General features: G+C 64.7%; 25 protein-coding genes. 17 read left to right on the top strand and 8 right to left on the bottom strand.

Features of this window, described 5'->3' with window-relative positions:
• Nucleotides 1-79 precede the first annotated feature (79 nt).
• Nucleotides 80-1,264, top strand: coding sequence for a sensor histidine kinase (locus FRAAU_RS11940; protein ID WP_014403782.1), 1,185 nt, complete (start codon nt 80-82; stop codon nt 1,262-1,264).
• Between the two features lie 39 nt (nt 1,265-1,303).
• Here FRAAU_RS11940 and FRAAU_RS11935 read toward each other — a convergent pair whose 3' ends face one another.
• Together FRAAU_RS11935 and FRAAU_RS11930 are read right to left on the bottom strand one after the other, a co-directional pair.
• Nucleotides 1,304-1,726, bottom strand: a complete 423-nt coding sequence (locus FRAAU_RS11935) for a DNA polymerase III subunit chi (RefSeq protein WP_014403781.1) — start codon at nt 1,724-1,726, stop codon at nt 1,304-1,306.
• A gap of 54 nt (nt 1,727-1,780) precedes the next feature.
• The gene (locus FRAAU_RS11930) at nt 1,781-3,271 is read right to left on the bottom strand and encodes a leucyl aminopeptidase (protein WP_014403780.1); all 1,491 of its coding nucleotides are present in this window, start codon (nt 3,269-3,271) and stop codon (nt 1,781-1,783) included.
• Between the two features lie 98 nt (nt 3,272-3,369).
• Between FRAAU_RS11930 and lptF the strand changes: the two genes are divergently transcribed.
• Both lptF and lptG read left to right on the top strand, forming a co-directional pair.
• Nucleotides 3,370-4,479 (top strand): LPS export ABC transporter permease LptF, encoded by a 1,110-nt coding sequence (gene lptF / locus FRAAU_RS11925; RefSeq protein WP_014403779.1) that lies wholly within the window; start codon nt 3,370-3,372, stop codon nt 4,477-4,479.
• Nucleotides 4,476-5,579 carry an LPS export ABC transporter permease LptG gene (gene lptG, locus FRAAU_RS11920; protein WP_014403778.1) on the top strand — a complete coding sequence of 368 codons (1,104 nt, stop codon included), beginning with the start codon at nt 4,476-4,478 and terminating at the stop codon, nt 5,577-5,579. The genes lptF and lptG overlap by 4 nt, the downstream gene beginning before the upstream one ends.
• Nucleotides 5,580-5,589: 10 nt before the next feature.
• Here lptG and rraA read toward each other — a convergent pair whose 3' ends face one another.
• Nucleotides 5,590-6,102, bottom strand: coding sequence for a ribonuclease E activity regulator RraA (rraA, locus tag FRAAU_RS11915; RefSeq protein ID WP_014403777.1), 513 nt, complete (start codon nt 6,100-6,102; stop codon nt 5,590-5,592).
• 202 nt (nt 6,103-6,304) lie between these two features.
• On the opposite strand from rraA, the gene ltaE reads away from it, so the two are divergent.
• Complete coding sequence (gene ltaE, locus FRAAU_RS11910; protein WP_156803414.1) at nt 6,305-7,354, top strand: low-specificity L-threonine aldolase; 1,050 nt, start codon at nt 6,305-6,307, stop codon at nt 7,352-7,354.
• On the opposite strand, the gene FRAAU_RS11905 is transcribed toward ltaE, so the two are convergent.
• Together FRAAU_RS11905 and FRAAU_RS16595 are read right to left on the bottom strand one after the other, a co-directional pair.
• On the bottom strand, nt 7,333-8,586 hold the full coding sequence (locus FRAAU_RS11905) for a polyhydroxyalkanoate depolymerase (RefSeq protein ID WP_014403775.1): 1,254 nt from the start codon (nt 8,584-8,586) through the stop codon (nt 7,333-7,335). The two genes, ltaE and FRAAU_RS11905, sit on opposite strands and share 22 nt — an antisense overlap.
• Nucleotides 8,587-8,646: 60 nt before the next feature.
• Complete coding sequence (locus FRAAU_RS16595) at nt 8,647-9,171, bottom strand: RDD family protein (RefSeq protein WP_014403774.1); 525 nt, start codon at nt 9,169-9,171, stop codon at nt 8,647-8,649.
• Nucleotides 9,172-9,217: 46 nt separating this feature from the next.
• Between FRAAU_RS16595 and FRAAU_RS11895 the strand changes: the two genes are divergently transcribed.
• The 8 genes from FRAAU_RS11895 (at nt 9,218) to FRAAU_RS11860 (ending at nt 19,100) form a co-directional block, all read left to right on the top strand.
• On the top strand, nt 9,218-10,165 hold the full coding sequence (locus FRAAU_RS11895) for a site-specific tyrosine recombinase XerD (protein WP_014403773.1): 948 nt from the start codon (nt 9,218-9,220) through the stop codon (nt 10,163-10,165).
• Nucleotides 10,166-10,237: 72 nt separating this feature from the next.
• A complete protein-coding gene (locus FRAAU_RS11890; protein ID WP_156803412.1) occupies nt 10,238-10,612 on the top strand; it encodes a hypothetical protein in 375 nt (124 codons plus the stop codon).
• A gap of 79 nt (nt 10,613-10,691) precedes the next feature.
• Nucleotides 10,692-11,174 carry a hypothetical protein gene (locus tag FRAAU_RS11885; protein WP_014403771.1) on the top strand — a complete coding sequence of 161 codons (483 nt, stop codon included), beginning with the start codon at nt 10,692-10,694 and terminating at the stop codon, nt 11,172-11,174.
• Nucleotides 11,175-11,333: 159 nt separating this feature from the next.
• Entirely contained in the window at nt 11,334-12,080 is a 747-nt protein-coding gene (locus FRAAU_RS11880; RefSeq protein WP_014403770.1) for a DsbC family protein, read from the top strand.
• 84 nt (nt 12,081-12,164) lie between these two features.
• A complete protein-coding gene (purL, locus tag FRAAU_RS11875; protein ID WP_014403769.1) occupies nt 12,165-16,025 on the top strand; it encodes a phosphoribosylformylglycinamidine synthase in 3,861 nt (1,286 codons plus the stop codon).
• Between the two features lie 49 nt (nt 16,026-16,074).
• Complete coding sequence (locus FRAAU_RS11870; RefSeq protein WP_014403768.1) at nt 16,075-17,178, top strand: hypothetical protein; 1,104 nt, start codon at nt 16,075-16,077, stop codon at nt 17,176-17,178.
• Nucleotides 17,175-18,107: a glycosyltransferase family 2 protein gene (locus tag FRAAU_RS11865; RefSeq protein WP_014403767.1), complete on the top strand. Its 933-nt coding sequence runs from the start codon at nt 17,175-17,177 to the stop codon at nt 18,105-18,107. Before FRAAU_RS11870 ends, FRAAU_RS11865 begins: the two co-directional genes overlap by 4 nt.
• 87 nt (nt 18,108-18,194) lie before the next feature.
• A complete protein-coding gene (locus FRAAU_RS11860; protein WP_014403766.1) occupies nt 18,195-19,100 on the top strand; it encodes a DMT family transporter in 906 nt (301 codons plus the stop codon).
• A 30-nt stretch (nt 19,101-19,130) separates the two neighbouring features.
• On the opposite strand, the gene FRAAU_RS11855 is transcribed toward FRAAU_RS11860, so the two are convergent.
• Complete coding sequence (locus FRAAU_RS11855; RefSeq protein WP_014403765.1) at nt 19,131-19,619, bottom strand: DUF2127 domain-containing protein; 489 nt, start codon at nt 19,617-19,619, stop codon at nt 19,131-19,133.
• A 149-nt stretch (nt 19,620-19,768) separates the two neighbouring features.
• On the opposite strand from FRAAU_RS11855, the gene FRAAU_RS11850 reads away from it, so the two are divergent.
• From FRAAU_RS11850 to FRAAU_RS11830, 5 genes are all read left to right on the top strand, one after another.
• A complete protein-coding gene (locus tag FRAAU_RS11850) occupies nt 19,769-20,620 on the top strand; it encodes an AAA family ATPase (protein WP_014403764.1) in 852 nt (283 codons plus the stop codon).
• A 5-nt stretch (nt 20,621-20,625) separates the two neighbouring features.
• On the top strand, nt 20,626-21,801 hold the full coding sequence (locus FRAAU_RS11845; protein WP_014403763.1) for a vWA domain-containing protein: 1,176 nt from the start codon (nt 20,626-20,628) through the stop codon (nt 21,799-21,801).
• Between the two features lie 143 nt (nt 21,802-21,944).
• Nucleotides 21,945-22,862, top strand: coding sequence for an arginase (rocF, locus tag FRAAU_RS11840; protein WP_014403762.1), 918 nt, complete (start codon nt 21,945-21,947; stop codon nt 22,860-22,862).
• Between the two features lie 27 nt (nt 22,863-22,889).
• A complete protein-coding gene (locus FRAAU_RS11835) occupies nt 22,890-24,239 on the top strand; it encodes a tryptophan--tRNA ligase (protein ID WP_014403761.1) in 1,350 nt (449 codons plus the stop codon).
• A gap of 202 nt (nt 24,240-24,441) precedes the next feature.
• Nucleotides 24,442-25,122 (top strand): uracil-DNA glycosylase family protein, encoded by a 681-nt coding sequence (locus FRAAU_RS11830; RefSeq protein WP_014403760.1) that lies wholly within the window; start codon nt 24,442-24,444, stop codon nt 25,120-25,122.
• A gap of 134 nt (nt 25,123-25,256) precedes the next feature.
• Here FRAAU_RS11830 and FRAAU_RS17900 read toward each other — a convergent pair whose 3' ends face one another.
• Nucleotides 25,257-25,610, bottom strand: a complete 354-nt coding sequence (locus FRAAU_RS17900; protein WP_014403759.1) for a putative T6SS immunity periplasmic lipoprotein — start codon at nt 25,608-25,610, stop codon at nt 25,257-25,259.
• Nucleotides 25,540-26,091, bottom strand: coding sequence for a hypothetical protein (locus FRAAU_RS16980; RefSeq protein WP_217176224.1), 552 nt, complete (start codon nt 26,089-26,091; stop codon nt 25,540-25,542). Before FRAAU_RS16980 ends, FRAAU_RS17900 begins: the two co-directional genes overlap by 71 nt.
• Nucleotides 26,092-26,537: the final 446 nt, after the last annotated feature.

The following is a 26,537-nucleotide window of genomic DNA, read 5'->3' as shown; positions in this document are numbered from 1 at the left end:
TTGCTGGCCGGAACCTCGGGGCGCTCGGCACCTGACTCGGCAGCCCTGTTCAGCCCCTTCGGCAACGAAGGGGGACCAGATGAATGCGGATCTGGAACTCCAGGTGCTGCGCGCACGTGGCTGGCGGACGCTGCCGACCGGTTCGCCAACACGGCTGATTCGTATCGACTGGAGGGAGCCGGTGCTGCGGGCGGTGCTGCATCCGGTCTCCGGGCAGGCAGGCGAGCCCTTGTCCTGTCATATGCATCTGCAAGGCATGGATCGTGGCTGGGCCGATGTGGGGCACAGCGGCTGGCGCATTTATACCCATCTCCAGCATGGCAGGCATCTGCTGCAGATCCGGGCGGCGCCCGGACGACGGCGCCCGGTCTGCATGGCGGCGCAGTGGGAGGTATGGGTGATGCTGCCGCCCTGGCGGCGCTGGTGGGCCTGGCTCACCTATCTGGGCTTCGGGATGGGAGGGATCGGCGCCAGCTGGCGGGCGGGGCGCTGGTGTGCGGCCCGACCCGGCCTTGATCACGTCGGCCTGACTCAGGGAATGGCCGATCTGGGCCATGAGTTGCGGACGCCGCTGGCGGGTCTGCTGGGCATGCTGGAACTGCTGGCCGCGACGCCGGTGAACCGACGCCAGCAGCGCTTCCTGCTGGCCATGCGTCAGTCCGGCGAGCTGCTTTTGCGGTTGATTGACGACGCCCTGCGGCCGATGGGACGGGCCGCACTCAGGCCGGCCCCGTTTGCGCCGGAGGCCTTGTGTATGGGTGTGCTTGAGTTGATGAGCCCCTTGGCCGCGGACAAGGGACTGAGCTTGCAATACCGGTGGCTGGGTGCCTGCCCGGCCATGCTGAAGGGCGATGCCGCACGGATCGAGCAACTGCTGCTCAATCTGCTGGGCAATGCGATCAAATACACGTCGGCGGGCGAGGTGGGACTGGTCGCATGCTGGCGGGCCGGGCAGTGGTGGTTGTGGATCCATGATACCGGGCCGGGCATCCCGGAGACCGAGCGACGGCGGGTGTTCAGACGCTTTGTTCGCCTGCCTGCGACGGCAGGCAGCGTCGGCCAGGGGCTGGGACTGGCCATCTGCCGGAACTGGGTGCGGCGGATGGGTGGGCAGATCACCTTGCTTGCCGCCAGCCGATGTGGTGCCTTGCCTGACGGTCTTGGGCCAAGGTCGGGAGCCATGGGGGGGACGGTGGCCCGAATCCGTCTGCCGCTGCCAGTGGTGGAGGCGGCAGGTATGCCGGCTTCCCGGCGCCGGCCGTGATGCCATCCGCCGGCGCCTCGGGGCACGCCGGCGGTGGACCTACATGTCGTGCTTGGCCAGTTCCAGGCCGAGGGCCTGATACTGCCGCCAGCGCTGGCGGGAGCCATCGCGCTCGGCTGGATCGGCGGCGATGACTTCCAGCACCCGCTGGTAATCGCCGCCGGCGATCTCGTCACGCAGATTGATGATGAGCGGACGATCCGGAGTGGTGGTGCCGGGCAGCACGATCAGCACCGCGGTGCTGGCGTCATCGGCATCACCGGCGAGCTGGTGCGGGATGAAAGCATCCTCGTCGAAGGCCCACAGCAGCTCATCCAAGGCTTCGGCCTGGGCCTCGTCACGCACCAGGATCAGGGTCGGCTGCTGACTGGCGTAGGCTCGCCGGGCCAGTTCGCAGACCAGCAGCAAAGGCTGGTCGCGAAAGCGCGGCTTGTCGATCAGATAGAAATCGGCGCGTGCCATGGACTCAGTCCAGCCCGGTCATCGCGGCACCCGTGCTGCGCTTGGCCTCCAAGCTCAGGCCTCCTGTGCGCGGTCGATCAGCCACTGGGTCAGCAGACTGACCGGGCGGCCGGTGCTGCTGCCCTTGCGACCTTCATCCCAGGCGGTACCGGCGATGTCCAGATGGGCCCAGCGCTGGTTTTCGGTGAAGCGGGCCAGGAAGCAGGCGGCGGTGATGGTGCCGCCGGCCTTGCCGCCGATGTTGGCGACATCGGCAAAGCCCGACTCCAGCTGGTTCTGGTAATCGTCCCACAACGGCAGGCGCCAGGCGCGATCCAGCGAGTGCTGGCCGGCCTTCAGCAATTCATCGGCCAGATCGTCATGCTTGCTGAGCAGGCCACTGGCATGCTTGCCCAGGGCGACCACGCAGGCGCCGGTCAGGGTCGCGGCATCGACCATGGCCTTGGGCTGGTAAGTCTGGCCCGTCCAGGTCAGCGCATCGCACAGGATCAAACGGCCTTCGGCATCGGTGTTCAGCACTTCGATGGTGATGCCGGACAGGCTGGTCAGTACGTCGCCGGGGCGGTAGGCATCGCCGTCGGGCATGTTTTCCACGGCCGGGACCACGCAGACCAGGTTGATCGGCAGGCCCAGCTTGACGGTGGCCAGGAAGCTGCCCAGCACGCCGGCGGCACCGCCCATGTCGAACTTCATTTCATCCATGCCGGCACCGGGCTTGAGGCTGATGCCGCCGGTGTCGAAGGTGATGCCCTTGCCGACCAAGGCGTAGGGACGGCTGTCGTCCCCTGCGCCGCGATACTCCAGGGCGATCAGCTTGGGCTTGTTGACCGAGCCGCGGCCGACAGCCAGCAGCGAGCCGAAGCCCAGGCTTTCCATCTCGACATGGTCCAGGATGCGGCAGCTGACCGCATCGTGTTCATCGGCTACGGCCATGGCCTGGTCGGCCAGATATTGCGGATTGCAGATATTGGGCGGAAGGTTGGCTAGTTCGCGGGCGAAGCGGATGCCGGCGGCAATGGCGGAAGCCTGGGCCAGCGCATCGGCGGACGCATCGCCGCCGCTCAGCTGCAGGCTGGCCAGCTGCGGTTTGGTGCCCGGCTTCGCCTTGATCGTGGCGGTGTAACGATAGGCGGCATGATCGGCCGCCAGTGCGGCGGTGCGGACCTTCCAGTTGATGTCGTGGGCCGGCACATCGATCTCCGGCAGCAGGCTGGCGGCTTCGCTCACCGGCAGCTTGTCGATGGCGCGGGCCGCATCCAGGCTCACCTTCTGGAAGCGCTGGGCGTCAAAGGACTTCTGCGTGCCCAGACCAACCACCAGAATGCGCTCGGCGGCGACGCCCTGCGGCTTGAACAGCACCAGGGTCTGGCCGAGCTGGCCGGTCAGATCGCCGGCATCGACCAGCTGCTTGAGCGCGCCCTGGCTGGCGGTATCCAGGCGGGCGGCGCCGCTGGTGAATACGCCGCCTTCATAGACGCCGGCAACGATGCAGGCGGTGGCGATGCTCTCGGGAGCGGCGGAGGTCAGGCTGAACTGTAAAGTCATCGAAATTTCCTGCAGGCATCCGAGGGGCCCCGGACGCGTTAAACTCGCGGTTTGCCGGCGCATCATGCAGTCGGCGACTGGATCTATGTTATCGCATCATGCTGAGTATTCTCGACCGCTACTTTCTACGCGAGCTATCGTTGGCGATGGCGGCCACGGCCGTGGTCCTGCTGACGATCTTCGCCGGCACTTCGTTCGCCCATGTGCTGCAGCAGGTGGCCAATGGCAGCTTTCCCGCCAGTGTGATGTTCCAGGTGCTGGGGCTGAACATGGTCGAGGGGCTGTCCAATCTTCTGCCGCTGGCGGCGTTTCTGGGGTTGTTGCAGGGGCTGGGCCGGATGTATCGCGAAAGCGAGATGCATGTGCTGGCCTCTTCCGGCATGGGGTTGCGCGGCCTGTTGCGACCGGTCGCAATGCTGGGGCTGATCACGGCGCTGCTGGTGGCCGTGGTGTCGATGTGGCTGGGCCCCTGGGCGATGCGAACTTCCAACGATCTCATCGTGCAGGCCAATCGTTCGGTCATCGCCGCGGGTCTGAACGCGGGGCAGTTCACTGATCTGCCCGGGCGTACCGCGGGCATCATCTTCGTGGACGAGCTCAGCCGCAATGGCCGTCAGCTGGGGCGGACTTTTCTGGCGACCGAGCGTGTCGACAAGCAAGGGCGGCACGAGCTGAAGATCGTATCGGGTGCCCATGGTCGCCTGTACCAGGAGAGCAACGGCGGCGGTCGTTTTCTGGAATTGAGCGATGGCTGGCAATACGAGATCCCGCTGGACGACAATGCCTGGCGCGCGATGAAGTACCAGCTCAACGACGCTTCGCTGTCCAATCTGCAGTCCAGTGACGATGATGATGATCCGGTGCTGGCGATGCGGACCCTGGATCTGGCCCGCTCGTCGGACCCGCTGGCCCGTTCGGAGCTGGCCGAGCGCACCACCGTGCCGATGATGGTGCTGGTGCTGATGATGTTGGCGCTGCCGATGTCGCGACAGAGTCCGCGCGAACCCCGTTACGGGCGGTTGCTGCTGGCGGTGCTGGCCTTTTTCGTCTACCACGCCATGCTGGCGATCTGCCGGGCCCAGATATCCAAGGGCCATTGGCACAATGCCGCCTCGATGTGGCTGATCGATCTGCTGATCTTTGGCCTGGCCGGTTGGGCTTTTGCCCGTCAATACCGGCCGCGCCGCCGACGCGAGGTGGCGGCATGAAGCTCGATCTGTCCATCAAGCGGGTCGATCGGCTGATCGGCATCACCGTGCTCAGTTCGCTGCTGATGACCTGGCTGGTGCTGACCGGCTTCGACGCGGTGCTGCAGTTTCTGCGCCAGCTCGGCAATGTCGGCAAGAATGGCTATACGCTGAGCGGCGCGATGCTCTATGTACTGGTGACCCTGCCGCGCCGGCTCTATCAGATGTTCGGCAATGCCGCTCTGATCGGTGGTCTGATGGGGCTGGGCAGTCTGGCCTCGACCGGTGAGCTGACCGCTCTGCGGGCGGCAGGCATGTCCAAGCTGCGGATTGCCGCCTCGGCTGTAGGGGTGGTCACGGTGCTGATTGTCGGGGTGGTGATTCTTGGCGAGACTCTGGCGCCCTGGGGTGACCAGCAGGCCCAGCAGATGATGGCGCGCCTGAAGTCGCGCAGCCTGGGGGCCACCGAGAGCGGCTTGTGGGCGCGGGACGGTGCGCGGGTGATCAATGCCAAGCAGGCGATCCTGGTCCGTCACGGCGATGTGCAGCCCGAGGTGGAACTGCTGGACGTGCGGGTATTCACCCTGACCCCGGACGGCCAGATTTCGCGTTTCGACCATGCACGGATCGCGACGCATGAGGGCGGGCAGTGGGTGCTGAAGCAGGTCCGCAGCGCCGTGCTTGGCCCGGCCGGTGTCAGCAGTCAGGAGACGGATCGCGAGGCCTGGGATTCCAACCTCAATCCTTCGGTGATCGAGCAGTCGGTGATCCATCCCGAATATCTGCCGATGCGCGACCTGCGTCGCAATATGGCCTACCTGGAAGCCAACGGCGAAAGTCCGGGCGTTTATGCTTCGGCCTTCTGGGGCCGTGCCATCTATCCCTTCAATGTGCTGGTGCTGGTGCTGTGCACGATGCCGTTCGCCTTCGGAGCCCTGCGTTCAGGCGGTCTGGGCAAGCGGATGTTCGTCGGCATGCTGCTGGCGATCGCCTGGTACTTTCTGCAGCAGGCGATCGTCAGCTTCGGCACGGTCTACGGGATTCCGCCGCTGCTGGCCAACCTGTTGCCGGCGATGGCGCTGAGCGGGGCGGCCTGGCTGTACTTCCGACGCCACAGTTGAGCTTGCCGGCTCAGGCCGGCGGCAGTGGCTCATCGGAAATCAGGATGCCGTCCTCATCGGCATACAGCCAATCGCCGCAGCGGATGCGAACACCGGAAAAGTGCAGGGCGGTGCCTACATCGCCTTGACCGCCCAGTCCGCGTTTGGTGCTCTTGCGCGGATGCAGGCCCAGCGCCCGGATTCCGACCTCGGCGGCATCCAGCTCCTGCCGGTCGCGTACGGAGCCGCAGATCAGCAGGCCGGCCCAGCCATTGTCGGCCGCCAGCGCCGCCAGATTGCCGCCGAGCAGGGCGCAGCGCCGGCTGGCACCGCCATCGACCACCAGGACCCGTCCCAGCCCCGGCTGCTCCAGCAGGCTGCGGACCAGCGAATTGTCCTCGAATACCTTCAGCGTAAAGACCGGGCCGGAGAAATGGCGGCGTCCGCCGTAGATCTGGTACTCAGGCTCGACGATCTGCAGGCGCCCCTGCTGCAGCCGGTCTTCGTGGGCGTCGCAGAGGTCGCAGATGGCGTAGTCGTGCATGACCGGATTCCCTTCGGGTGATGTCGCGGCCGACGTTAGCACAGGCCGGAGGGTTCCGTTTTCAAGCGCCGGGCAGACCGCGACGTCTGCGTGACCGGCCGACAGTTCTGACGATACGGCCAGCTTTGCCTTCACCTTGGTGGGCTATGTTTGCCGCGGCCCTGGCGCTAAGCTGGGTTTTTTGGTCGCAGGTGGAATGGAAGTGGATGTGATTGATCTGAGAAGTGACACGGTGACCTTGCCGACCGAGGCGATGCGTGACGCGATGCGCGATGCGCCGGTGGGGGACGACGTGTATGGCGAGGATCCGACGGTTCAGGCGCTGCAGCAGCGACTGGGCAAGGATCTGGGCTTCGAAGCCGCCTTGTTCGTACCCAGCGGTACCCAGTCCAACCTGCTGGCCTTGCTGGCGCATTGCGAACGTGGCGACGAATACCTGGTCGGCATGGATGCGCATACCTTCAAATGGGAGGGCGGCGGTGCGGCGGTGCTGGGTTCCATCCAGCCCCAGCCTGTCGTACAGCTGGCGGACGGCCGCCTGCCGCTGGATCAGGTGGCCGCCTCGGTGAAGCCGATCGATCCCCATTTCGCGCGGACCCGGCTGCTGGTGTTGGAAAATACCTGGAACGGCCGTGCGCTGCCGCTGGAGTACCTGGAATCGGCCCACGATGTCGCGCGGGCGCATGGCCTGTCCCTGCATCTGGATGGCGCCCGGCTGTTCAACGCCGCGGTGGACCGCGGCGTCAGTGCCCGCCAGATCTGCCGCTATTTCGACTCGGTCTCGATCTGCCTCTCCAAGGGCCTGGGCGCACCGGTGGGGTCGGTGTTGCTGGGATCGCGCGTGTTGATCGACAAGGCGAGGCGCTGGCGCAAAGTGACCGGCGGCGGCTGGCGCCAGGCCGGCATGCTGGCGGCAGCCGGCATCCATGCGCTGGATCATCATGTCGAGCGCCTGGCCGAGGATCACGCGCGGGCCAGGCGCCTGGCCGAAGGCCTGTCCGGTCTGCCCGAGCTGGGTGAAGTCAGCCATCACACCAATATGGTGTTTGCCGCCTTGCCGCTGGAGCGGCAGCGGGCGCTGGCCACCCATCTGGCCAGCCATGGGGTAAAGATCGGTGTCGGCTATCTGCCCAGCCTGCGGCTGGTGACCCACCTGGGCATTGACGATGCCGCCATCGAGCGCAGTCTGGAGGCCTTCCGCAGCTTTTTCCTGGGTGCCGGCGCGTCCGCTCAGCGCTTCGGCACAGGCTGACGGCGTATAAAATCGCGGACGATGGGGTAAACCGTTTCCCGCCAGCGCCGGCCACTGAAGATGCCGTAGTGGCCGGCATCGGCGATGACTTCGTGCTGATGCCGGCGTTTGGGAATGCCGCTGCACAGCCCGTGGGCCGCGGCGGTCTGGCCCAGCCCCGAAATGTCGTCCAGCTCGCCTTCGATGGTCAGCAGAGCGCCGCGGCGGATGGCGGCAGGATTCACCAGCTCGCCCTTGACCTGCCACAGGCCACGCGCCAGCAGAAACTCCTGGAACACGATTTCGATGGTGTCCAGATAGAATTCGGCCGGCATATCCAGCACGGCATTGTATTCGTCGTAGAAACGGCGATGCTGGGCGGCATCGTTCAGATCGCCACGCAACAGATCCTGGTAGAAGTCCCAGTGCGAGCTGACGTGGCGGCCGGGGTTCATCGCCACGAAGCCGGCATGCTGCAGAAAGCCCGGATACACCGGCCGGCCATGACCGGGATAGGTGGCCGGTACCGTGTGGATCACATGGTTCTCGAACCAGCTCAGCGGGCGGGTGGTGGCCAGGCTGTTGACGTCGGTCGGACTTTCCCTCGGGTCGATCGGGCCGCCCATCAGGGTCAGGCTCAAGGGCGTAGTCTCGCCACGGGCGGCCATCAGCGAGGCCGCGGCCAGTACCGGCACTGTCGGCTGGCACACGGAAATCACGTGCAGCCGCTCGGCGCCCAGCATGCGGATGAAGTCCTCGATATAGGCAACGTAGTCATCCAGCCCGAAGCCGCCGACGTCGGCCGGGACCATCCGTGCATCGACCCAGTCGGTGATGTGGACATCGTGTTCCGGCAGCAGGGTACGCACCGTATCGCGCAGCAAGGTGGCATGGTGGCCGGACAGCGGGGCGACGACCAGCACCAACGGGTCCCGTTCCAGTTTGGCAAGCGTCTCGGACGAGGTCGCATAGCGGCGGAAGTGGCGCAGCTGACAGAACGGCCGGGCTTCGATGACATGCTCGTTGATGGCCAGTTCGGCCCCGTCACGCTCGACCCGGGCGATCCCGAACTCGGGTTTTTCGTAGTCCTTGCCCAGCCGGTACATCAATTCGCAGCCGGCCGCCACGCGCTGCGCGCCGGGCAGCTGCGAGAACAGGCTGTTCTGTTCGGTCAAGGCCTTGGCACTGGCCTGGGCCCAGTAGCTCATCGAGCCGAGCACGGAACGCTGCCATTCGTGGAGTTCGTAAAGCATGCTCTTGCCGCCTGAAGGCTTCTGGTGCGACATTTTAACCCATCACAGAGAGAGTTGTTTTCAATCGGGTCCGACCGGATTGCTCTGGACCAACCTCGGGTTGACGACATGCATGCGGGTCCCGGCCAGGCGATCCTGTATCGCACATCGATCAGGGTCGATCAGGCCACAAGCCCAGGCCAGTGTCCATAGCAAAGCGACCCCGGTCAGGGCGGTGTTCAGGCTGGCGGCGTGGGCGGCCTCCAGGGCCAGCCAGGGCAGACTGATGATCAGCAGCCGCCACCCTCGCTGCCAGCCGCTGGTCGGGCCGCCATCCGCCGAGACCAGACGCAACTTCCAGGCCCTCAATCCCAGCGTCTGCCCGCCGCGTGACCACGACAGCAGCAGATAAGCGGCGATCACGCCGGCCTGCAAGGGGCGGAACCAGGCATGGCGCAGGTGGCCGGCGGCATCGAACAAGCGGCCATGGGTGGCCAGCTGCGCCATCAGGCCCGAAGCGGCCAGCAGGGCGGTGCAGACCAGCAGGTCATAAGCGGCAGCGGCGATCTGGCGAAGCAGGCGCCGTCGGGGTGGGGGCGTTTTCATCGGGCGGGGCTTGTCTGCCTGTCGGGACCGGGCGAGGATGTCGCCTATGTCCGATCTCCACAAGTCTTCATCACCCGGGCCGGATCCCGGCAGTCCCGCCCAGGCCAGCGCCGCCGACCGGCAACGCATTGCCGGTTTCATCGAGCGGATCTGGTCCGAACATGGTCTGGCCGAACGCACGCTGGAGGCCTATCGCAGTGATCTGCTGGGACTGGGCGGCTGGCTGGCGGGGCGCCATCGCGAACTGGTTTCCGCCCGTCGCGAGGATCTGGCGGCCTACCAGGGCTCGGCGCCGCTGTCGGTGCGTTCGATGGCACGCCGGCAATCGGCGTTCAGGCGCTTCTATGCCGATCTGGCCCGCCGCCAGCCGGGCTTCGACGACCCGACCCTGCTGCTGGAACGGCCCAGATTGCCGCGCGGCGTGCCCAAGGCCTTGGGTGAAGGCCAGATCGAGGCCTTGCTGCAGGCGCCGGACGAGAGCACTTCGCTGGGGCTGCGCGACAAGGCGATGCTGGAGCTGATGTATGCCTCGGGCCTGCGCGTGTCCGAGCTGGTCGAGCTGCCGCTGGCCGGTCTGAACCGGCGGCAGGCGGTATTGCGCATCACCGGCAAGGGGGGCAAGGACCGACTGGTTCCGGTGGCCGAACTGTCGCAGCGCTGGGTCGAACGCTATCTGGATGAAGTGCGCCCGATGCTGGCCGGACCCCGCCAGCCCGAGGCCTTGTTTCTCAGTCGGCGTGGCGAGGGCATGACCCGGCAGATGTTCTGGACCTTGATCAAGCGTTACGCCGTGCAGGTCGGCATCGCCAGCGACAAGGTCTCGCCGCATGTGCTGCGACACTCATTCGCCACCCATCTGCTGAACCACGGCGCCGATCTGCGATCCCTGCAGATGCTGCTGGGCCACAGCGCGCTCAGCACCACCCAGATCTACACCCTGGTGGCCAAGGAAGGCCTGAAGCGGCTGCACGCCATGCATCATCCGCGCGGTTGAAACCGATGCGCTGAACCAGGGCGTCGTGCGCGAATCCCCATCGAAGCGACCCCGGCCGATGGCAGGATCTCGATGCCTTGTGGCCTCGCCGCCTGCCGCATGCAATCGACTTGGCTGGCTGCGGTTTTCACGCTGGATCCATTTGTCCGATGCAATCCTTGGACATGGTATGACGGCATTCTCCATGTTGCGGACAAACACATGGAGGTGATCGTTATGCGAGTCTTGGCTGAAAACGAGTTTGCAGATGTTTCCGGGGGAATGATGGCCTCGGCTGCTGGTGCGGGTCTGTCGTCAATTCTGACCGGGGCCGCCTGGACTGCCGTGGAACTGGGATTCGGAGCGATGACTGTACCGGTGGTGGGGACAGCTTTGGGCGGGTTCCTTGAGGCCGGGGCGGCTGTTACCGGCATGGCCGCGGGAGTGGCCGCTTTGGCCGGGTATTGATGCGTCCGGGACCGGGCCAGGCGTGCCCGATGTGTCGATATTCCGGCCATGCACTGATGACCGAGGCGGGGAGGGCATCGTGATCATTGCCGACAATGGCTGCGAACAAGCAGTGACGATTTTCTATCCCGGCTCAGTCGCTGGCGGGAGGACCTTTCATGCCCGCCAGTTGGCAGGGGTGAAACGGGTGTTGGGGTACAAGATCGGCTTCCAGCTGCTGATGCTCGCTGCCGGTTTCACCGAGGTTCCCTGGGTGATCTCGACCGGTTCTCCGCTGATTCTCGCTTACACGATCTGGAAAGTGTGGTCGACGCCCATGGTGGCGTTGAATGCGCGAACCCAGCACTTGCGCTGTTCGTTGGCGCCATTCGGAGTATGGCTGGATCATTACTCCTTTTGCGGGATGCTGCTGTGCTGGATGCTGTGGGCCAATCATTATCTGAGGCCGCCTTATGATGCTTCTGGGCTGATTTCTCTGCTGGGTAGCTCAATCTGCGCGGTCTTTGTGCTGGCACCGCTGTGGAGCTGGCATGTCTTGCGCCAACGGACCCGGATATCGTGATGCATGGACCGTGCCTGCCGAGGTGGCATCCGGAGCGGTGCCATCCAAAGGCCCGGGAGATGCGAAGATAGAGGGTGATTCCCCGTCCAGCGAGCGTGTCCGGTGCCGTTTCAAGCAAAAACAAGACGATGGTGGCTGAGTCTGGCCGCCTGCCTGCCCATGCTGGCATGGGCACAGCCGCAGGCGCCGACCTCCGGCCCGCAGGCCGTGGTGCGCCAGGCCTTGCAGGCGGCGGCGCCCGGTCTGAAGATCGACTCGATCACCGCGGCACCCTTGCCCGGTTTCCAGCAGGTGATTGCCGGCGGGCGGATGGTCTATGTCCGTGATGACGGGCGCTATATGTTCGATGGCCGGCTGGTGGGGCTGTCGGCCCCGGCCCGCGATCTGAGCCGGCCGGCCTGGAATGCTTATCGGCGTGCGCAGCTGGCGGCCATTCCCGCTGCCGACCGCATCATCTACGCGCCGGCGAAACCCCGTTACCGGGTGACGGTCTTCACCGACGTCACCTGCGGCTTTTGCCGTGAACTGCACCGGCATATGGCCGAGATCAATCAGCTCGGCATCGAGGTCGATTATCTGGCCTGGCCGCGCGAAGGACTGCTGACCACGGCGGGACGACCGACGCCGGTGGCCACCGAAATGGCCGATGTCTGGTGCGCCGACGATCGCAAGGCCGCTTTCGAGGCCGCCCTGATGCGGGCTACGCCGCCTCCGGCCCGATCCTGCGCCAATCCGGTACGGCGCGAATACGAGGCGGGCAGCCGGATGGGGGCCAATGGCACGCCGACCATCATCGCCGATGACGGGCGCGAGCTCGGCGGCTATCTGAGTCCTGAGTCCTTGCTGCAGGCGGTGCGCAAGGAGGCCGGTGAAACCGTCCCGGCCAAGGCATCGCCGGGGCATTGAAGGTGATTGGCGGCAGTGGCTTATGGTCAGGGCCGGCATAGGCTAGAATGAGGCTTCATCAGGCCATTGCCAGCTTACTTTCGCATGATCGTATTTGATGGGCAGCAAGCCCTCTCCTCGTTCCGTCTCGACCGCCTCAACGCCCGCCTGGACCAGCTCTATCGTGGCGCCAAGGTCACGGCCACCTGGCTGGTATACTTCGTCGAAGCGCCCGAAGCCTTGACGCCTGCCGCCCGTGGCGAGCTGCTGCAGATTCTGGAGGCCCGGGATGGTTCGCCGGAAACCGCCTCGTTGTGGGTGGTGCCGCGTCTGGGCACGATTTCTCCCTGGTCCAGCAAGGCCACCGACATTCTGCGGGGGGCCCATCTGCCGGTGCAGCGCGTCGAGCGTGGTCAGGCGTTCCGCACCAAGGGCTTGCCGGCGCCGGCCGAGGCCGCTTATGGCGCGGTAATGGCCGAGCTGTACGATGCCATGACCCAGTCGGTGCTGGGCTCGCTGGACGAGGCTGACGGCCTGTTTCTGCATGGTACGCCGGGCGATCTGGGTACGGTGCAGCTGGGCGATTCGGCACAGGCCGCACTGGCCGAGGCCAATCGCGAGCTTGGGCTGGCGCTGGCCGACGACGAGATCGATTACCTGGCCGAGGCCTATGCCCAGCTGGGTCGCAATCCGACGGACGCCGAACTGTTCATGTTCGCCCAGGCCAATTCCGAGCATTGCCGCCACAAGGTCTTCAATGCCAGCTGGACCATCGACGGCGAGGAACAGCCGCTGTCGCTGTTCGGCATGATCAAGAATACCCACCAAAATGCGCCGCAATACACCTTGTCCGCCTACAAGGACAATGCGGCCGTGATCGAGGGCAGCGAAGGTGCACGCTTCAGCGTCGGCGCCGGTGGTATCTGGGGCAGCCAGGTCGAAGCCATCGATTATGCGATCAAGGTCGAGACCCACAATCATCCCACCGCGATCGCGCCCTGGCCGGGTGCGGCCACCGGTGCCGGCGGCGAAATTCGCGACGAGGGCGCCACTGGCCGTGGCGGCAAGCCCAAGGCCGGCCTGACCGGTTTCTCGGTTTCCGATCTGCGGATTCCCGGTCATCCCCAGCCCTGGGAGAAGGATCGGCCGCTGCCGCCTAAGCTGGCGAGCGCCTTTGAAATCATGCGTGACGGCCCCCTGGGGGCCGCCGCCTTCAACAACGAATTCGGACGCTCCTGCCTGGGCGGCTATTTCCGCACCTACGAGCACGAGACCAGCGAAGCCGGTCTGCGTCGTGGCTATGACAAGCCCATCATGCTGGCCGGTGGCATTGCCAACCTGCGCCGCGGTGATGTGCAGAAGCGCAAACTGCAGCCCGGGCACGCGGTGATCGTGCTGGGTGGTCCGGCGATGCTGATCGGTCTGGGCGGAGGTGCCGCCTCCTCGGTGGCTTCGGGCAGTTCCAGCGAGGCGCTGGACTTCGCCTCGGTGCAGCGCGACAACGCCGAAATGGAGCGTCGCTGCCAGCAGGTCATCGATGCCTGTTGGTCGCGGGGCGATGCCAACCCCATTGTCAGCGTCCATGATGTCGGCGCGGGCGGTCTTTCCAATGCGATTCCCGAATTGCTGAACGATGCCGGCGTCGGTGGTGTCATCGACTTGTCGAAGATTCCCTGCGACGATCCGCAGCTCTCGCCGATGCAGATCTGGAGCAACGAGTCGCAGGAACGTTACGTGCTGGCGGTAGCCAAGGAATCGCTGGCCGAATTTCAGGCTTTCTGCGAGCGCGAGCGCTGTCCTTATGCTGTCGTCGGTGAAGCCACGGCCGAGCGGCAACTGCACGTGCACGATCCGCGCCGCCAGCTCGATGTGATCGATCTGCCGATGGACGTGCTGTTCGGCAAGCCCCCGCGCATGCATCGGGATGCCCAGCGGCTGAAGCCGCGGGTGGATCTGGTCGCCGATCTGGGCGGCATCGCCATGGAAGAGGCTCTGCTGCGCGTGCTGCGCCTGCCGACCATCGGCAGCAAGAGCTTTCTGATCACCATCGGTGATCGCACCGTCGGCGGCCTCAACAGCCGTGACCAGATGGTCGGTCCCTGGCAGGTGCCGGTGGCCGATTGCGCCGTGACCATGGTCGATTTCAAGGGCTATGCCGGCGAAGCCATGGCCATGGGCGAGCGTGCACCGGTGGCCCTGCTGTCGGCGGCCGATTCGGCGCGGCTGGCGCTGGGCGAGGCGATCACCAATATCGCGGCGGCCCCGATTGCCAGTCTGGGTGAAGTCCGGCTGTCGGCCAACTGGATGGCGGCCGTCGATCATCCCGGCGAAGACGCCGCCTTGTTCGATGCCGTCAAGGCCGTCGGCATGGCCTTGTGCCCGGCATTGGACATCTCGATTCCGGTCGGCAAGGACTCGCTGTCCATGCAGACCGTCTGGCAGTCCGAGGAAGGCCCGCAGCGTACCGTGTCGCCGGTATCGTTGGTGATCACCGCCTTTGCCCGGGTCAGTGATGTCCGCAAGTCGCTGACCCCGCAGTTGCGGCTGGACCAGGGCGAGTCCGAGCTGTGGCTGATCGATCTGGGCGCGGGCCGCGATCGGCTTGGCGGCTCGGCGCTGACCCAGGTATTCAGTCGCGGCGGCGGTGTGCCGCCGGATCTGGATGATCCCAAGCGTCTGCAGGGCTTGTTCGAGCTGGTGCAGGAAGCCTCGGCCCGGAATCTGGTGCTGGCCTACCATGACCGTTCCGACGGTGGCGTCATCGTCAGTCTGCTGGAGATGGCCTTTGCCGGTCATTGCGGCCTGGAAATCTCGCTGGACGGCTGGGGCGAAGCGGCGCTGCGGGCCTTGTTCAATGAAGAGCTCGGTGCCGTGCTGCAGATCCGCAAGTCTGATCGCGAAGCGTTCCAGGCCTTGCTGGCCAGGCACGGGCTGACCGAGATCAGCCATGCCATCGGCCGGCCCAAGGAAAAGCTGGGCATCAAACTGCAGATGGGCGGCGAAAGCCTGTTCAAGTGGAACTGGGTCGAGCTGTACAGTGCCTGGAATGAAACCACTCATGCCATGCAGCGACTGCGTGACAACCCGGAAACGGCTGATGCCGAACATGCGCTGCGGCTGGATGACGCCGATCCGGGCATCCATCCCAAGCTGAGCTTCGATATCGACGAAGATGTGGCCGCCCCGTACATCGCTACCGGCGTTCGTCCCAAGCTGGCGGTGCTGCGCGAGCAGGGCGTCAATGGCCAGACCGAAATGGCGGCGGCCTTCGACCGTGCCGGTTTCGAGGCCGTCGACGTGCATATGTCCGATCTGCTCAGCGGTCGGCTGACCCTGGCGCCGTTCGTCGGACTGGCTGCCTGCGGCGGCTTCTCCTACGGTGACGTGCTGGGTGCCGGACGCGGCTGGGCCTCCTCGATCCTCTACAACGACGAGCTGCGGGCCCAGTTCGGCGGCTTCTTTGCCGATGATTCCAAGTTCGCACTGGGCGTCTGCAATGGCTGCCAGATGATGAGCCAGCTCAAGGACATCATCCCCGGTGCTCAGCACTGGCCGAAATTTCTGCGCAATGCTTCCGAACAGTACGAAGCCCGTCTGGCTACCCTGGAAGTGCTGGATTCGCCCAGCCTGTTCTTCAAGGGCATGGCCGGTTCGCGGATTCCGGTGGCGGTGGCCCACGGCGAAGGCCGGGTCAGTTTCCCGCATGAGTGCAGCCCGTCCAAGTCGCATGGCGCCGTGCGTTTTGTCGACAACCGTGGCAAGCCCACCGAGCATTATCCGCTGAACCCCAACGGTTCGCCGGGCGGGCTGGCCGGCTTCACGGCCGCTGATGGCCGGGTCACGATCATGATGCCCCATCCCGAGCGGGTGTTCCGCAGCGCCCAGCTCAGCTGGCGTCCGGATGCCTGGCAGGAAGACTCCCCGTGGATGCGGATGTTCCGCAATGCCCGGGCATGGGTGGGCTGACAGCGACAGGCCCGCGCGTCATGGCCGAGGGCTTGCAGGTGCCCCGCTCGTGACGCGCGCCGTCCTGCTGCGGTTGCGGCTGGTCCAGCTGGCCGGGATCGTGGTCGTGACGGCACTGCTGGCGGTGCTGCCTTTGGGGCTGGGACTGCCGCTGTGGTCGGCGACGGTATTGGCGGGCTGGCTGTATCGGCGCCAGGGACAGGATCGAACGTCGGATCGGCTGATCTGGCTGAGTCAGGTCGGCATGCCGGGACTGGCCGTGGAAATCGCCGCGGTGGTCGGCCATGGTGCCGTGGGGGTGCTCTGCGGTCTGCTGTCCATTCTGCTGCAGGCCAGCGTGCTGGCGTTGTTGTTTCCCCCTGCGCGGTCGCCTTCTGCCGCCGAGCCGCCGGTCGAAGGCTGGAATCCGCTGGCTGATATCGGGCCGGAAGGCAGCAGTTATGTCTTGCGGCTGGACGCTGCGCCGGCGACCTCGGTGGCCGGACCACGCCTGATTCCCGGCCTTGAGATGGCGACGCAGGCCTGGTTGTGGCCGGATGGCTGGTTGCTGCCCGGCGGTACCGGTTCGCCCGAACAGGATGAGAGCAATCACTATGCTGTGCTGGCCGGGCCGGAAGCGGTGCTGTGGCTGCTCGATCTGCGTCGTGTGAAGGCTTATCGCCTGACGGGTTGCCAGCTGGCGGGCTGGCGTGACGGTCGTCCCTGGCTCGAGGCGGACGGCGGGGGCCGTCTGTTGTCAGTGGACGATTGCATGGCGGCCACGGTTCCGCTGCAGCCGGCTCCGCGTGGCGGGCTGAGGGACCTCGCCGGATTGCTGCCGCCCGAGCCCGAACCACCGGAGATTGCGGATCGGGCCGATATCATGCCTGCGATTGCACTGCAGGCCGAATGGCAGCTCGATCAACGCCAGGCGGCCGACCCTCTGGCGGTCTTCCGTCAGCCGTGTTGGCGGCTCCGTATCAATCAGCTGGATACCGGTCTGAAGATTGCGGCGAAGGATGGATCGCCCTTGCGATGGCAGTGCGTGAGCGGGCGGCTGTTGATCCGGGCCGTTGACGACATGGGGCAGGGACAGGATTGGCAATGGCAGGCGGATGGCGGACTGCAGAGACGGCAGGCCGATCCGCCGCCGCCAGGCGCGAGTCCCTTATGAGCGATGCCACCCTGGCCCCGGCTTCGATCCGGGCCGAGACGAGGCCTTCGGTTGCGGTCGTGATCGTCACCGCTGACAGTGGTGAGTCGCTGCGCGACTGTGTGCGTCAGGCCTTGGCCGAGTCCGAGGTGACCGAGCTGTGGATCGTCGACAATGCTTCGATTGATGACGTGCCGCGACAGGTCGCGGGCGAATGGACAGCCGATGGCCGGGTCCATCTGCTGCCGCAGACGCGAAATCTGGGTTTCGGGGCGGGCGTCAATCGCGGCGCCCGGCATACCGTGGCTGATTATCTGTTGATTCTCAATCCGGACTGCATGCTGAGTCCTGGCAGTATCGGCCGCCTGCTGAACAGTCTGGACCGCCTGCCACGCGCAGGTCTGATCGGTGCGGTGATCTGCGATACCGAGGGGCGACCCGATCCGGCCTCGCGACGGCGGGATCCTTTGCTGGCCCGCGCACTGGCGACGCTGACCGGACGCAAACAGGTCGAGGGCGTGACCGTGCAAGGTCCCTGGCTATCCGGGCCGATCGCCTGCGATGCGGTCTCAGGCGCCTTGATGCTGCTGCCGCGCGTCGCCTGGCAGGCCGTCGGCGGCTTCGACGAAGGCTATTTTCTGCATTGCGAGGACCTGGATCTGTGTCGGCGTCTGCGTGACCAGGGCTATGGGGTATGGCTGGATGGCGCCGTACGGGTCGAGCATGGCAAGGGCGGTTCCAGCCGGCACCGTCCGGTCTTTGTCAGCTGGCACAAGCATCGCGGCATGTGGCGCTGGTTCCGGCGCCATGATCCGGCGGCACGCAGGCTCTGGCTTGCCGCCATGGTCTGGAGCGGTATCTGGCTGCATTTCGCGGCCGGGTTGCCATCCCGCTGGCTGGCCGGCTGGCGTCATCGGCGCCGACCGTCCTCCGGCCTGGCCGGGGCTTGAGGGCACGGGCTGGGCGCGCGCCTGATTTCAGGTGAAAATGGTCTTTTGACATCATGCAGGCGCAACAGGCGCGGCATCGGGGATCGCATGCAGACAAGAAAGGGATCGGGCTTGCAGTCCCGCTGGGCGACGGCCGGGCTGATGGCAGTGACCGCGGTATGGGGTTCCACCTTCTTCATGATCAAGGACGTGCTGGCACGCATGTCCACTGCCGATCTGCTGGCCGTACGCTTCGTGATCGCCGCGCTGGTGATGGTGGTGGTCTTCCGGCGCGCGATTTCACGCTTGTCGGCACGCAGTTGGCAGCAGGCGGTCATGCTGGGGATGGTCTATGGTCTGGCCCAGTTGCTGCAGACCTGGGGCCTGGCGCGTATCGACTCCAGCGTCAGCGGCTTCGTGACCGGGACCTATGTGGTGTTCACTCCGATGCTGGCCACCTTGCTGCTGCGTCAGCGACTGCCGGGTGCGACCTGGCTGGCGGCAGTTCTGTCGTTGGCCGGCATCGCGGTGCTGGCCCTGCATGGCTGGACGGTCGACCTGGGCTTGTGGCTGACCCTGGCCTCGGCGGCACTTTATGCCTTGCACATTGTCGGTCTGGGACACTGGTCGCGAGCCGAGGATGCCATGGGCATGGCCAGCGTGCAGATCCTGGCCGTGGCGGTGGTCTGCACCCTGGCGACGCTGCCGGCCGGCCCGCAGCGACCGCCGGATGCGTCGGCCTGGGCGGCGGTGTTGTATATCGCCTTGCTGGCAGGTGCGGGCGCGATGCTGGTGCAGACCTGGGCCCAGACCCAGATGAGCTCCAGCCGGGCCGCGGTGGTGATGACCCTGGAGCCGGTATTCGCGGCCCTGTTCGCGGTCATGTTCGGCGGTGAACATGCCGGTTGGCGCATGTTGCTGGGCGGGGCCATGGTGCTGGCCGCGATGTATCTGGTCGAGCTGGCACCGCAGCGCCCGGTACCGGACCCCGAGCTGGGTCACCACCAGCTCTGAGAACGGACCGGCCGCATGGCGGCGCAGGCTTCAGTGATGCTTTTTGCCGGTACGGCGAGCGACTCCGATCAGATAGATCGCGATGGCTGCATTGACCAGCAGGGCCAGCAGTTTCAAGGCGCTGAAGCGATGGAACAGCTCGTAGATCTCGAAGGGGATCAGCGAGCCGGTCGCGATCACGCTGAACCATTCGGCCCAATGCTTGCGCATCCACAGGCCGGTGCCTTCGATGCCGAAGATCACGGCATAGCCGATGGCGACCAGCCCCAGGGCCTGAAACTTGCCCGGCCCCAGCTTGGTGACGCCATCGACCACCAGATGGCCCAGCAGATTGTCGGCCAGCGGCAGGTGCCGCAGCCAGTCGACGAAACGGTCGAAGGTATCCTGGTGATGCAGGCGGAACAGTCCGGCCGAAATCACGATCAGACTGATCGATTTGACCAGTTTGAAGATCGCGATCAGACGCAGAATGATCCGCTCGGAGCGGGTAAAAGTCTGGGTGTCGCTGGACACGGGCATCGGGTTACTCGATCGGAGCCAAGCCCTGCATAGTAACCAAGCGCTACGGAATATGCGCGGCGCGGGTTGACGCGATGTTCACGGTGGCAAACAGACTCTGCATCGACGATGGGCTAATCTGGCGCGTATATCGACAAGGAGCCTCACCGATGGCTTTCCAGGGTACCGAACGCTATGTCGCCAGTCCGGCCTTGATGCTGGCGGTCAATGCGGCCGTCACGCTGCAGCGGCCACTGCTGGTCAAGGGTGAGCCGGGCACGGGCAAGACCCTGCTGGCCGAAGAACTGGCGCGCTCGCTGGATACCGCGCTGATCGCGTGGCACGTCAAGTCCACGACCAAGGCCCAGCAGGGGCTGTACGAATATGATGCGGTCAGTCGTTTGCGCGATTCCCAGCTGGGCGTGGAAGGCGTCGATGACGTACGCAACTATCTGCGTCCGGGCAAATTGTGGGAGGCCTTTCAGGCCGAGCGCAGGGTGGTGCTGCTGATCGACGAGATCGACAAGGCCGATCTTGAATTCCCCAACGATCTGCTGCTGGAACTGGACCGGATGGAGTTTCATGTCTACGAGACCGGCGAAACCGTCCGTGCCCGACATCGCCCCGTCGTGATCATCACCTCCAACAACGAGAAAGAGTTGCCGGATGCCTTTTTGCGGCGCTGTTTTTTCCACTATATCGATTTCCCCGATCGTGAAGGACTGCAGCGGATTGTGGATGTGCATTTCCCGGGGCTGCAGGATCAGCTGGTTGACGAGGCGCTGACCTTGTTTTTCCAGCTTCGCGAGGTGCCGGGTCTGAAGAAGAAGCCGACCACGTCGGAGTTGCTGGATTGGCTGGCCTTGCTGCTGGCCGACCAGGTACCGATCTCGGCACTGCGCGAGAACGAGGCGGGCCGTCCGCTGCCGCCGCTGGCCGGCGCGCTGGTCAAGAACGAGCAGGATCTGGACCTGCTGCGGCGGCTGGTCTTCATGCAGCGGCGGCAGGGCCGCAAGGCTTAGGCTCCATGTTGCTGAGCCTGCTCGAGGCCTTGCGCCAGTCGGGAATCCGCGTCGGCACGCGCGAATTGCTGGACGCCCATGCCGCGCTGCAGGCGCGGCTGCCGGCAATGGAGCCGGCAGCCATGCACGGGCTGCTGCGGGCGATCTGGATCAAGGACGAGCGCCACTATGATCGTTTCGATCAGGTATTCGGCGCGTGGTGGCAGGGAGCGACCCAGGTCGAGGACCTGCTGGCGACCGACGTGCCCGAGGACTGGCTGAGGGCCGAGTGGATGCGACGGCTGAGTGCCGAGGAGCGGGCTCAGATCCAGTCGCTGGGCGGGCTGGAGGCCTTGCTGCAGGCTTTTCGCGAACGCCTGGCCGAGCAGCGCGAACGTCATGCCGGCGGCAACCGCTGGGTCGGCACCGGTGGCAGCAGTCCCTTCGGCCATGGTGGCTGGCATCCGGAAGGCCTTCGGGTCGGGGGCCGCGGCGGGGAGGGGCGGGCTGTCAAGGTCTGGGAGGCGCGCCGCTATCGGGCGCTGGCCAGTGATGCGCCGCTGAATGACCGCAATCTGCAACTCGCCCTGCGCCAGCTGCGCAAGTTCGCCCGCCAGGGGCGTGCCGATGAGCTGGATATCCAGGCCACCATCCAGGCCACGGCCCGTGAGGGCGGCCTGTTGCAATTGCAGCTGCGGCCGGAGCGGCACAATGCGGTCAAGATCCTGTTGCTGCTTGATGTCGGTGGTTCCATGGATGCCCATGTCGCCATTTGCGAGCAGTTGTTCACGGCGGTACGCAGCGAGTTCAAGCGGCTCAGCCACTGTTATTTCCATAATTGCATGTATGAAAAGCTGTGGACCGGCGATGGCCATCATGCCAGTGGCACCATCGACAGTCTGACCCTGCTGCGTACCCATCCTCCGGATACCCGGGTGATCATCGTCGGTGATGCGGCCATGGCGCCCTACGAACTGAGCGAGCCCGGCGGCAGCGTGGACTACGTCAACGCCGAAGCCGGCAAGGTCTGGCTTCAGCGTTGGGTGGACCGGTTTCCGCATCTGGTCTGGCTCAATCCGGTGGCCGAGGCGCAATGGGCTCATACCCAGTCCACCCGGATGATCCAGCAGCTGATCGGCCCGCGGATGTATCCGCTGACGACAGACGGGCTGGCGGCGGCGACGCGCGAGCTGCGCCGCTGAGGGCCTGCCACGGACCGGCATGGCACTTGATTTGGACTGATCCGCCGGCAATGCCACAATAGCCGCCCTACGTTCGATCGAGCGCAACCCATGCATGAGCCGGATCCGTCCGGTCATCGCCCACCCGAGACTTGCGAAACCCCATGAGCAATACGGCTGTATCCCTGATTGGCGTACCCACCGATATCGGCGCCGGCCATCGTGGCGCCTCGATGGCGCCCGAGGCGCTGCGTGTCGCCAACCTTGGCCAGCGCCTGCAGAAACTCGGCCTGGATGTCATCGACCGCGGCAATCTGCACGGTCCTCTCAATCCTTGGCTGCCTCCCAGTGCCGAGGGCTACCGCCATCTGCAGGAAGCCATCGACTGGAACCGGGAAGTCTGCGCGGCCGTTTACGACGAGTTGAGTCTTGGCCGGCTGCCGATCATGCTGGGCGGCGACCATTGTCTGGCGATGGGCTCGATCAGTGCGGTGGCACGCCATTGCCGGGAGCAGGGCAAGCAACTGCGGATCCTGTGGCTGGATGCCCATACCGACTTCAATACCGCCAGCCTGAGCCCCAGCGGCAATATCCATGGCATGCCGGTGGCCTGCCTCTGTGGTCATGGTCCGGCCGAGCTTGCCGGGTTGGCCGGCTTCACCCCGGCGGTGACTCCTGCCCAGTTCCGGCAGATCGGCATCCGTTCAGTCGACGCGGGTGAAAAGCACCTGGTTCGCGAGGCGGCCATTCCGATCTTCGACATGCGTCATATCGACGAGCACGGCATCAAGCGCACGGTCGAGGCGGCCCTGGAAGGTATGGGACCCGACACCCATCTGCATGTCAGCTTCGATGTGGATTTTCTGGATCCCTCGATTGCGCCCGGCGTCGGCACCCGCGTCCGCGGTGGCCCGACTTATCGCGAGGCCCAGCTGTGCATGGAGCTGATTGCCGATGCGGGTAAAATGGCGTCGCTGGATATCGTCGAACTGAATCCGGCGCTGGACAAGCGCAACCAGACCGCCCGGCTGGCGGTAGATCTGGTCGAGTCGCTGTTCGGCAAGTCCACCCTGATTCGCTGAATCATTCTTTCCCTTATTGGCAGAACCATGGCAAAGCGCGTACTGACAGGCATCACCACCTCCGGCATCCCCCACCTCGGCAATTATGTCGGGGCGATCCGGCCGGCCATCGCGGCCAGCCGCGAGGCCGGTGTGGACGCCTTCTATTTCATGGCCGACTACCATGCCCTAATCAAGGCCGGTGATCCGCGGCGCGTAGCCGAATCGCGGCAGGCATTGACCGCGACCTGGCTGGCGGCGGGCCTGGACCATGAAAAGGTGACCTTCTACCGTCAGTCCGACGTGCCGGAAATTCCCGAACTGAGCTGGATACTGACCTGTGTCACGGCCAAGGGCCTGTTGAACCGTGCCCATGCCTACAAGGCCTCGGTCGATCAGAACACGGCCATCGGCGAAGATCCTGATGCAGGCATCACCGCCGGCCTGTACATGTACCCGGTGCTGATGGCGGCCGATATCCTGGCCTTCGATGCCCAGCTGGTACCGGTGGGGCGTGACCAGATCCAGCATATCGAAATGGCCCGCGATATTGCCCAGCGCTTCAATCATCGCTACAACGGTGATTTCTTCGTCCAGCCCGAAGCCCTGATCGAAGAGACGTCGGCGATTCTTCCCGGGCTGGACGGGCGCAAGATGTCCAAGAGCTATGACAACACCATTCCGCTGTTCGAGGGTGGCAGCCGCAAGCTGAAGGATTCGATCTCGCGCATCGTCACCGACTCGCGCGGGCCGGGCGAAGCCAAGGATCCGGACAGCAGTTCGCTGACCACGATCTACCGCAGCTTTGCCAGTGACGCGCAATATGCCGCTTTCCGGCATGAGCTGGAACAGGGCCTGGGTTGGGGCGAGGCCAAGACCCAGCTGTTTGCCCGTATCGAGGCCGAAATCGGCCCGATGCGCGATGCCTATCAGGACCTGCTGGCCAACCCGGCACGGATGGAAGAGATTCTGCAGGAAGGTGCCCGCAAGGCCCGCGCGCTGGCCGTGCCCAAGCTGGCGCAGTTGCGCGAGGCCATCGGCCTGGGCAAAGTCGATGCCGCTGCCGCCAAGCCGGTGGCCAAGCCCAAGGGAGACAAGTCAGCGCGGCTGGCCAGTTTCCGCGACGACATGGGCCAGTTCCGGTTCCGCCTGTTTGCGGCCGATGGTCGCGAACTGATGCTGTCCATCCCGTTTGCCGATCCCAAACAGGCTGGCCAGGCCCAGGCCGCCTTGCGTGATCCCTCGGCGGCCGTCGAGCTGGTGAATGGTGGTGACCATGTGCAGTTGAAACTGGCGGGCGAGGAACTGGCCCGCAGCGCGCTGGTCAAGGATGTCGAGGCGCTGTCTGGAATCGAGTTCGGCATTCGCCAGGCTCTGCAGCAGCTGCAGGCGGGCTGACCGCCTGGTCGCGGTGCGCCGGCCTGCGGCTGGTTCACCGCGATGCCACACGCAGGGTTCCGTGCGCGGCAGCTGGCGGTGCGGAGAAACGCACCTCTTGCTGCAGACAGCGCATATCGGCCTGCCTGGCGACGGCGGCGATCGACAGACCGCGGAGGACGGCTGACGCCGCCACGGGTGACCGGCTATCCTGATCACCGATATGACCGAGCCGCCCTCCACCGATCAGCATCGAGTGCCTTCCGGAACGGCTTTGGACCTGCTGGCCGACAAGGCCCGTCGCTGCCGTCTCTGCGTCGAGCATCCGGATCATGGCCGGCCGCTGGATCATGCGCCGCGGCCGGTGTTCCAGGTTTCGGCCACGGCGCGGATCTGCATTGCCGGACAAGCTCCCGGCATCCGGGCTCATCACAGCGGTATCCCGTTTTCCGATCCATCCGGCCAGCGACTGCGTCAATGGATGGGCATCGATGAAATGGCCTTCTATGATGCCAGTCGCATGGCCATTCTGCCGATGGGATTCTGTTTCCCGGGGTTTGACGACCATGGCAGTGACAAGCCGCCACGCCCGGAATGCGCGCGCACCTGGCATGCGTCGATGCTGGCGGCGATGCCCGAAGTGAAATTGCTGCTGCTGGTCGGCGGATATGCCCAGCGCTGGCATCTGCGACGGCTGCAGGCTCCGAAGGCACTGACTCGTCCAGGTGTCAATGACACGGTCAGGCATTGGCGGGATATCCATGATGATGCCGATATCCGGCCGACCTGCATCCCCTTGCCGCATCCGTCCTGGCGCAACAGCGGCTGGCTGAAACGCAATCCGTGGTTCGAGGCCGAGCTGTTGCCGGTTCTGCGTATCACGATCACGGACCTGTTGCGCTGACGACAGATGGGGTTGGGGCCAGAGGGAAGGCCGCCGCGGCCGCGACTCTCACGGCTCTGGCGGTCGATGGGTATGATCGACGGGCAATGGCAGCATCACTGAGAGTGACTGTATTGCCTTGGTCGAGCACGTGATTATGGATAGTACGAGATGATCAGGCGGGGTGGAGTCAGGTCCGATGTAACATCGTAGGCGATCAAATAGTGTTGACCAGGTACGAAGACGGCATCAAACAGAGGCAGGCACAGACCTTGGTCCACATGGATGGGGCGCGCATCAAAAATTCGATGCAAGATTGTCTGTTGATCACTATATATTTGGACAGCCGTAATCTGCTCGCCGGGTTTCAGTGGAGATAGCACGCAAGGCTGCCCATCCTTGATGATCATGGGTGTCGACTCGCGTGAAATCATGCGGTCACCCGGCCCAGGACAGCCCATGCAGAGCAGTATAGCCACGGCAATGATGAAGAACTTGATGGCGGCCATGCTGAGAATTGTCGATGATGCGTTGGTAGAGGCCGAGGATTTTTTGTGAATCGTCATTTCCTCTGTATTTTCCAATGCGTCCAGCTTGCTGATGGTAACGCCAGGTATCGATGCCATAGACTTGGAGCAGCCAGAAGTCAGCCCATATGGAGGCCTGCTGTTCCAGTGAATAATCGGTCAAGCTCTTTTTATTTGGCTGATATGTGTATTCCGCAGCCCAACTGAATGCACCTCTCAAACGTACCCATTGACCATGCTGATGTTGCCACACATGCCCCATTTCATGAATGAAGACATGCCTGTCTTGAAGCAGTACATTCGCCGATGAAAAGTCATTCCCATACATGGCCTGCCTGAACCATAACCCGCCGTCAGGTGTCATCGCATAACTCTGCTTTTGCCATCCGAATGGCAAATGGATTCCATAGTGAATGCAGGCGCGGGTGTATGCGATGGAATGGCCGTAAATACGGTGAGCCATCCTTTCTTAATCGGATGTCATACGTCGGCGCTGGGCTTCCTGGGTTCGTTTGCTCATTCATCCATCTCTTGAAAGATGCAGCTGGCGGGTTGGCCGTCGGTTGGCTGGCGATGCATGCCTTGAAAGAAGTCGTCCCTGATATGCGTGGGCGCCAAGACGAGAGGGGCTGCTTGAGAAGTCGACACCTGATGAAATACAGCGTTCGACGGTGGTGGAATCTGCTTTGTCGAACAAGCTGGATGAGTCACGGGTGGCTCCTCGATACATTAGCGGTATCGACAGTGCAGGCGAAGTGATTTGCTCCTGAAGAATCAGGCAAAGCATCAGCAAGCGCAGCGTGCAGGGAGGCCCAGTGGATTCCTCACGTCCCGAGGCTTGGTGCCCAGCCGGATCGGGGTGTTGACGCCAAGTCACATCTCGAGAAACGGATGAGGCGTCATGATGGG

The organism is Frateuria aurantia DSM 6220, assembly GCF_000242255.2.
Classification (GTDB): Bacteria; Pseudomonadota; Gammaproteobacteria; order Xanthomonadales; family Rhodanobacteraceae; genus Frateuria; species Frateuria aurantia.
Note: the sequence above shows the minus strand (reverse complement) of the source record. Positions and strands in the feature narration are given on the sequence as shown.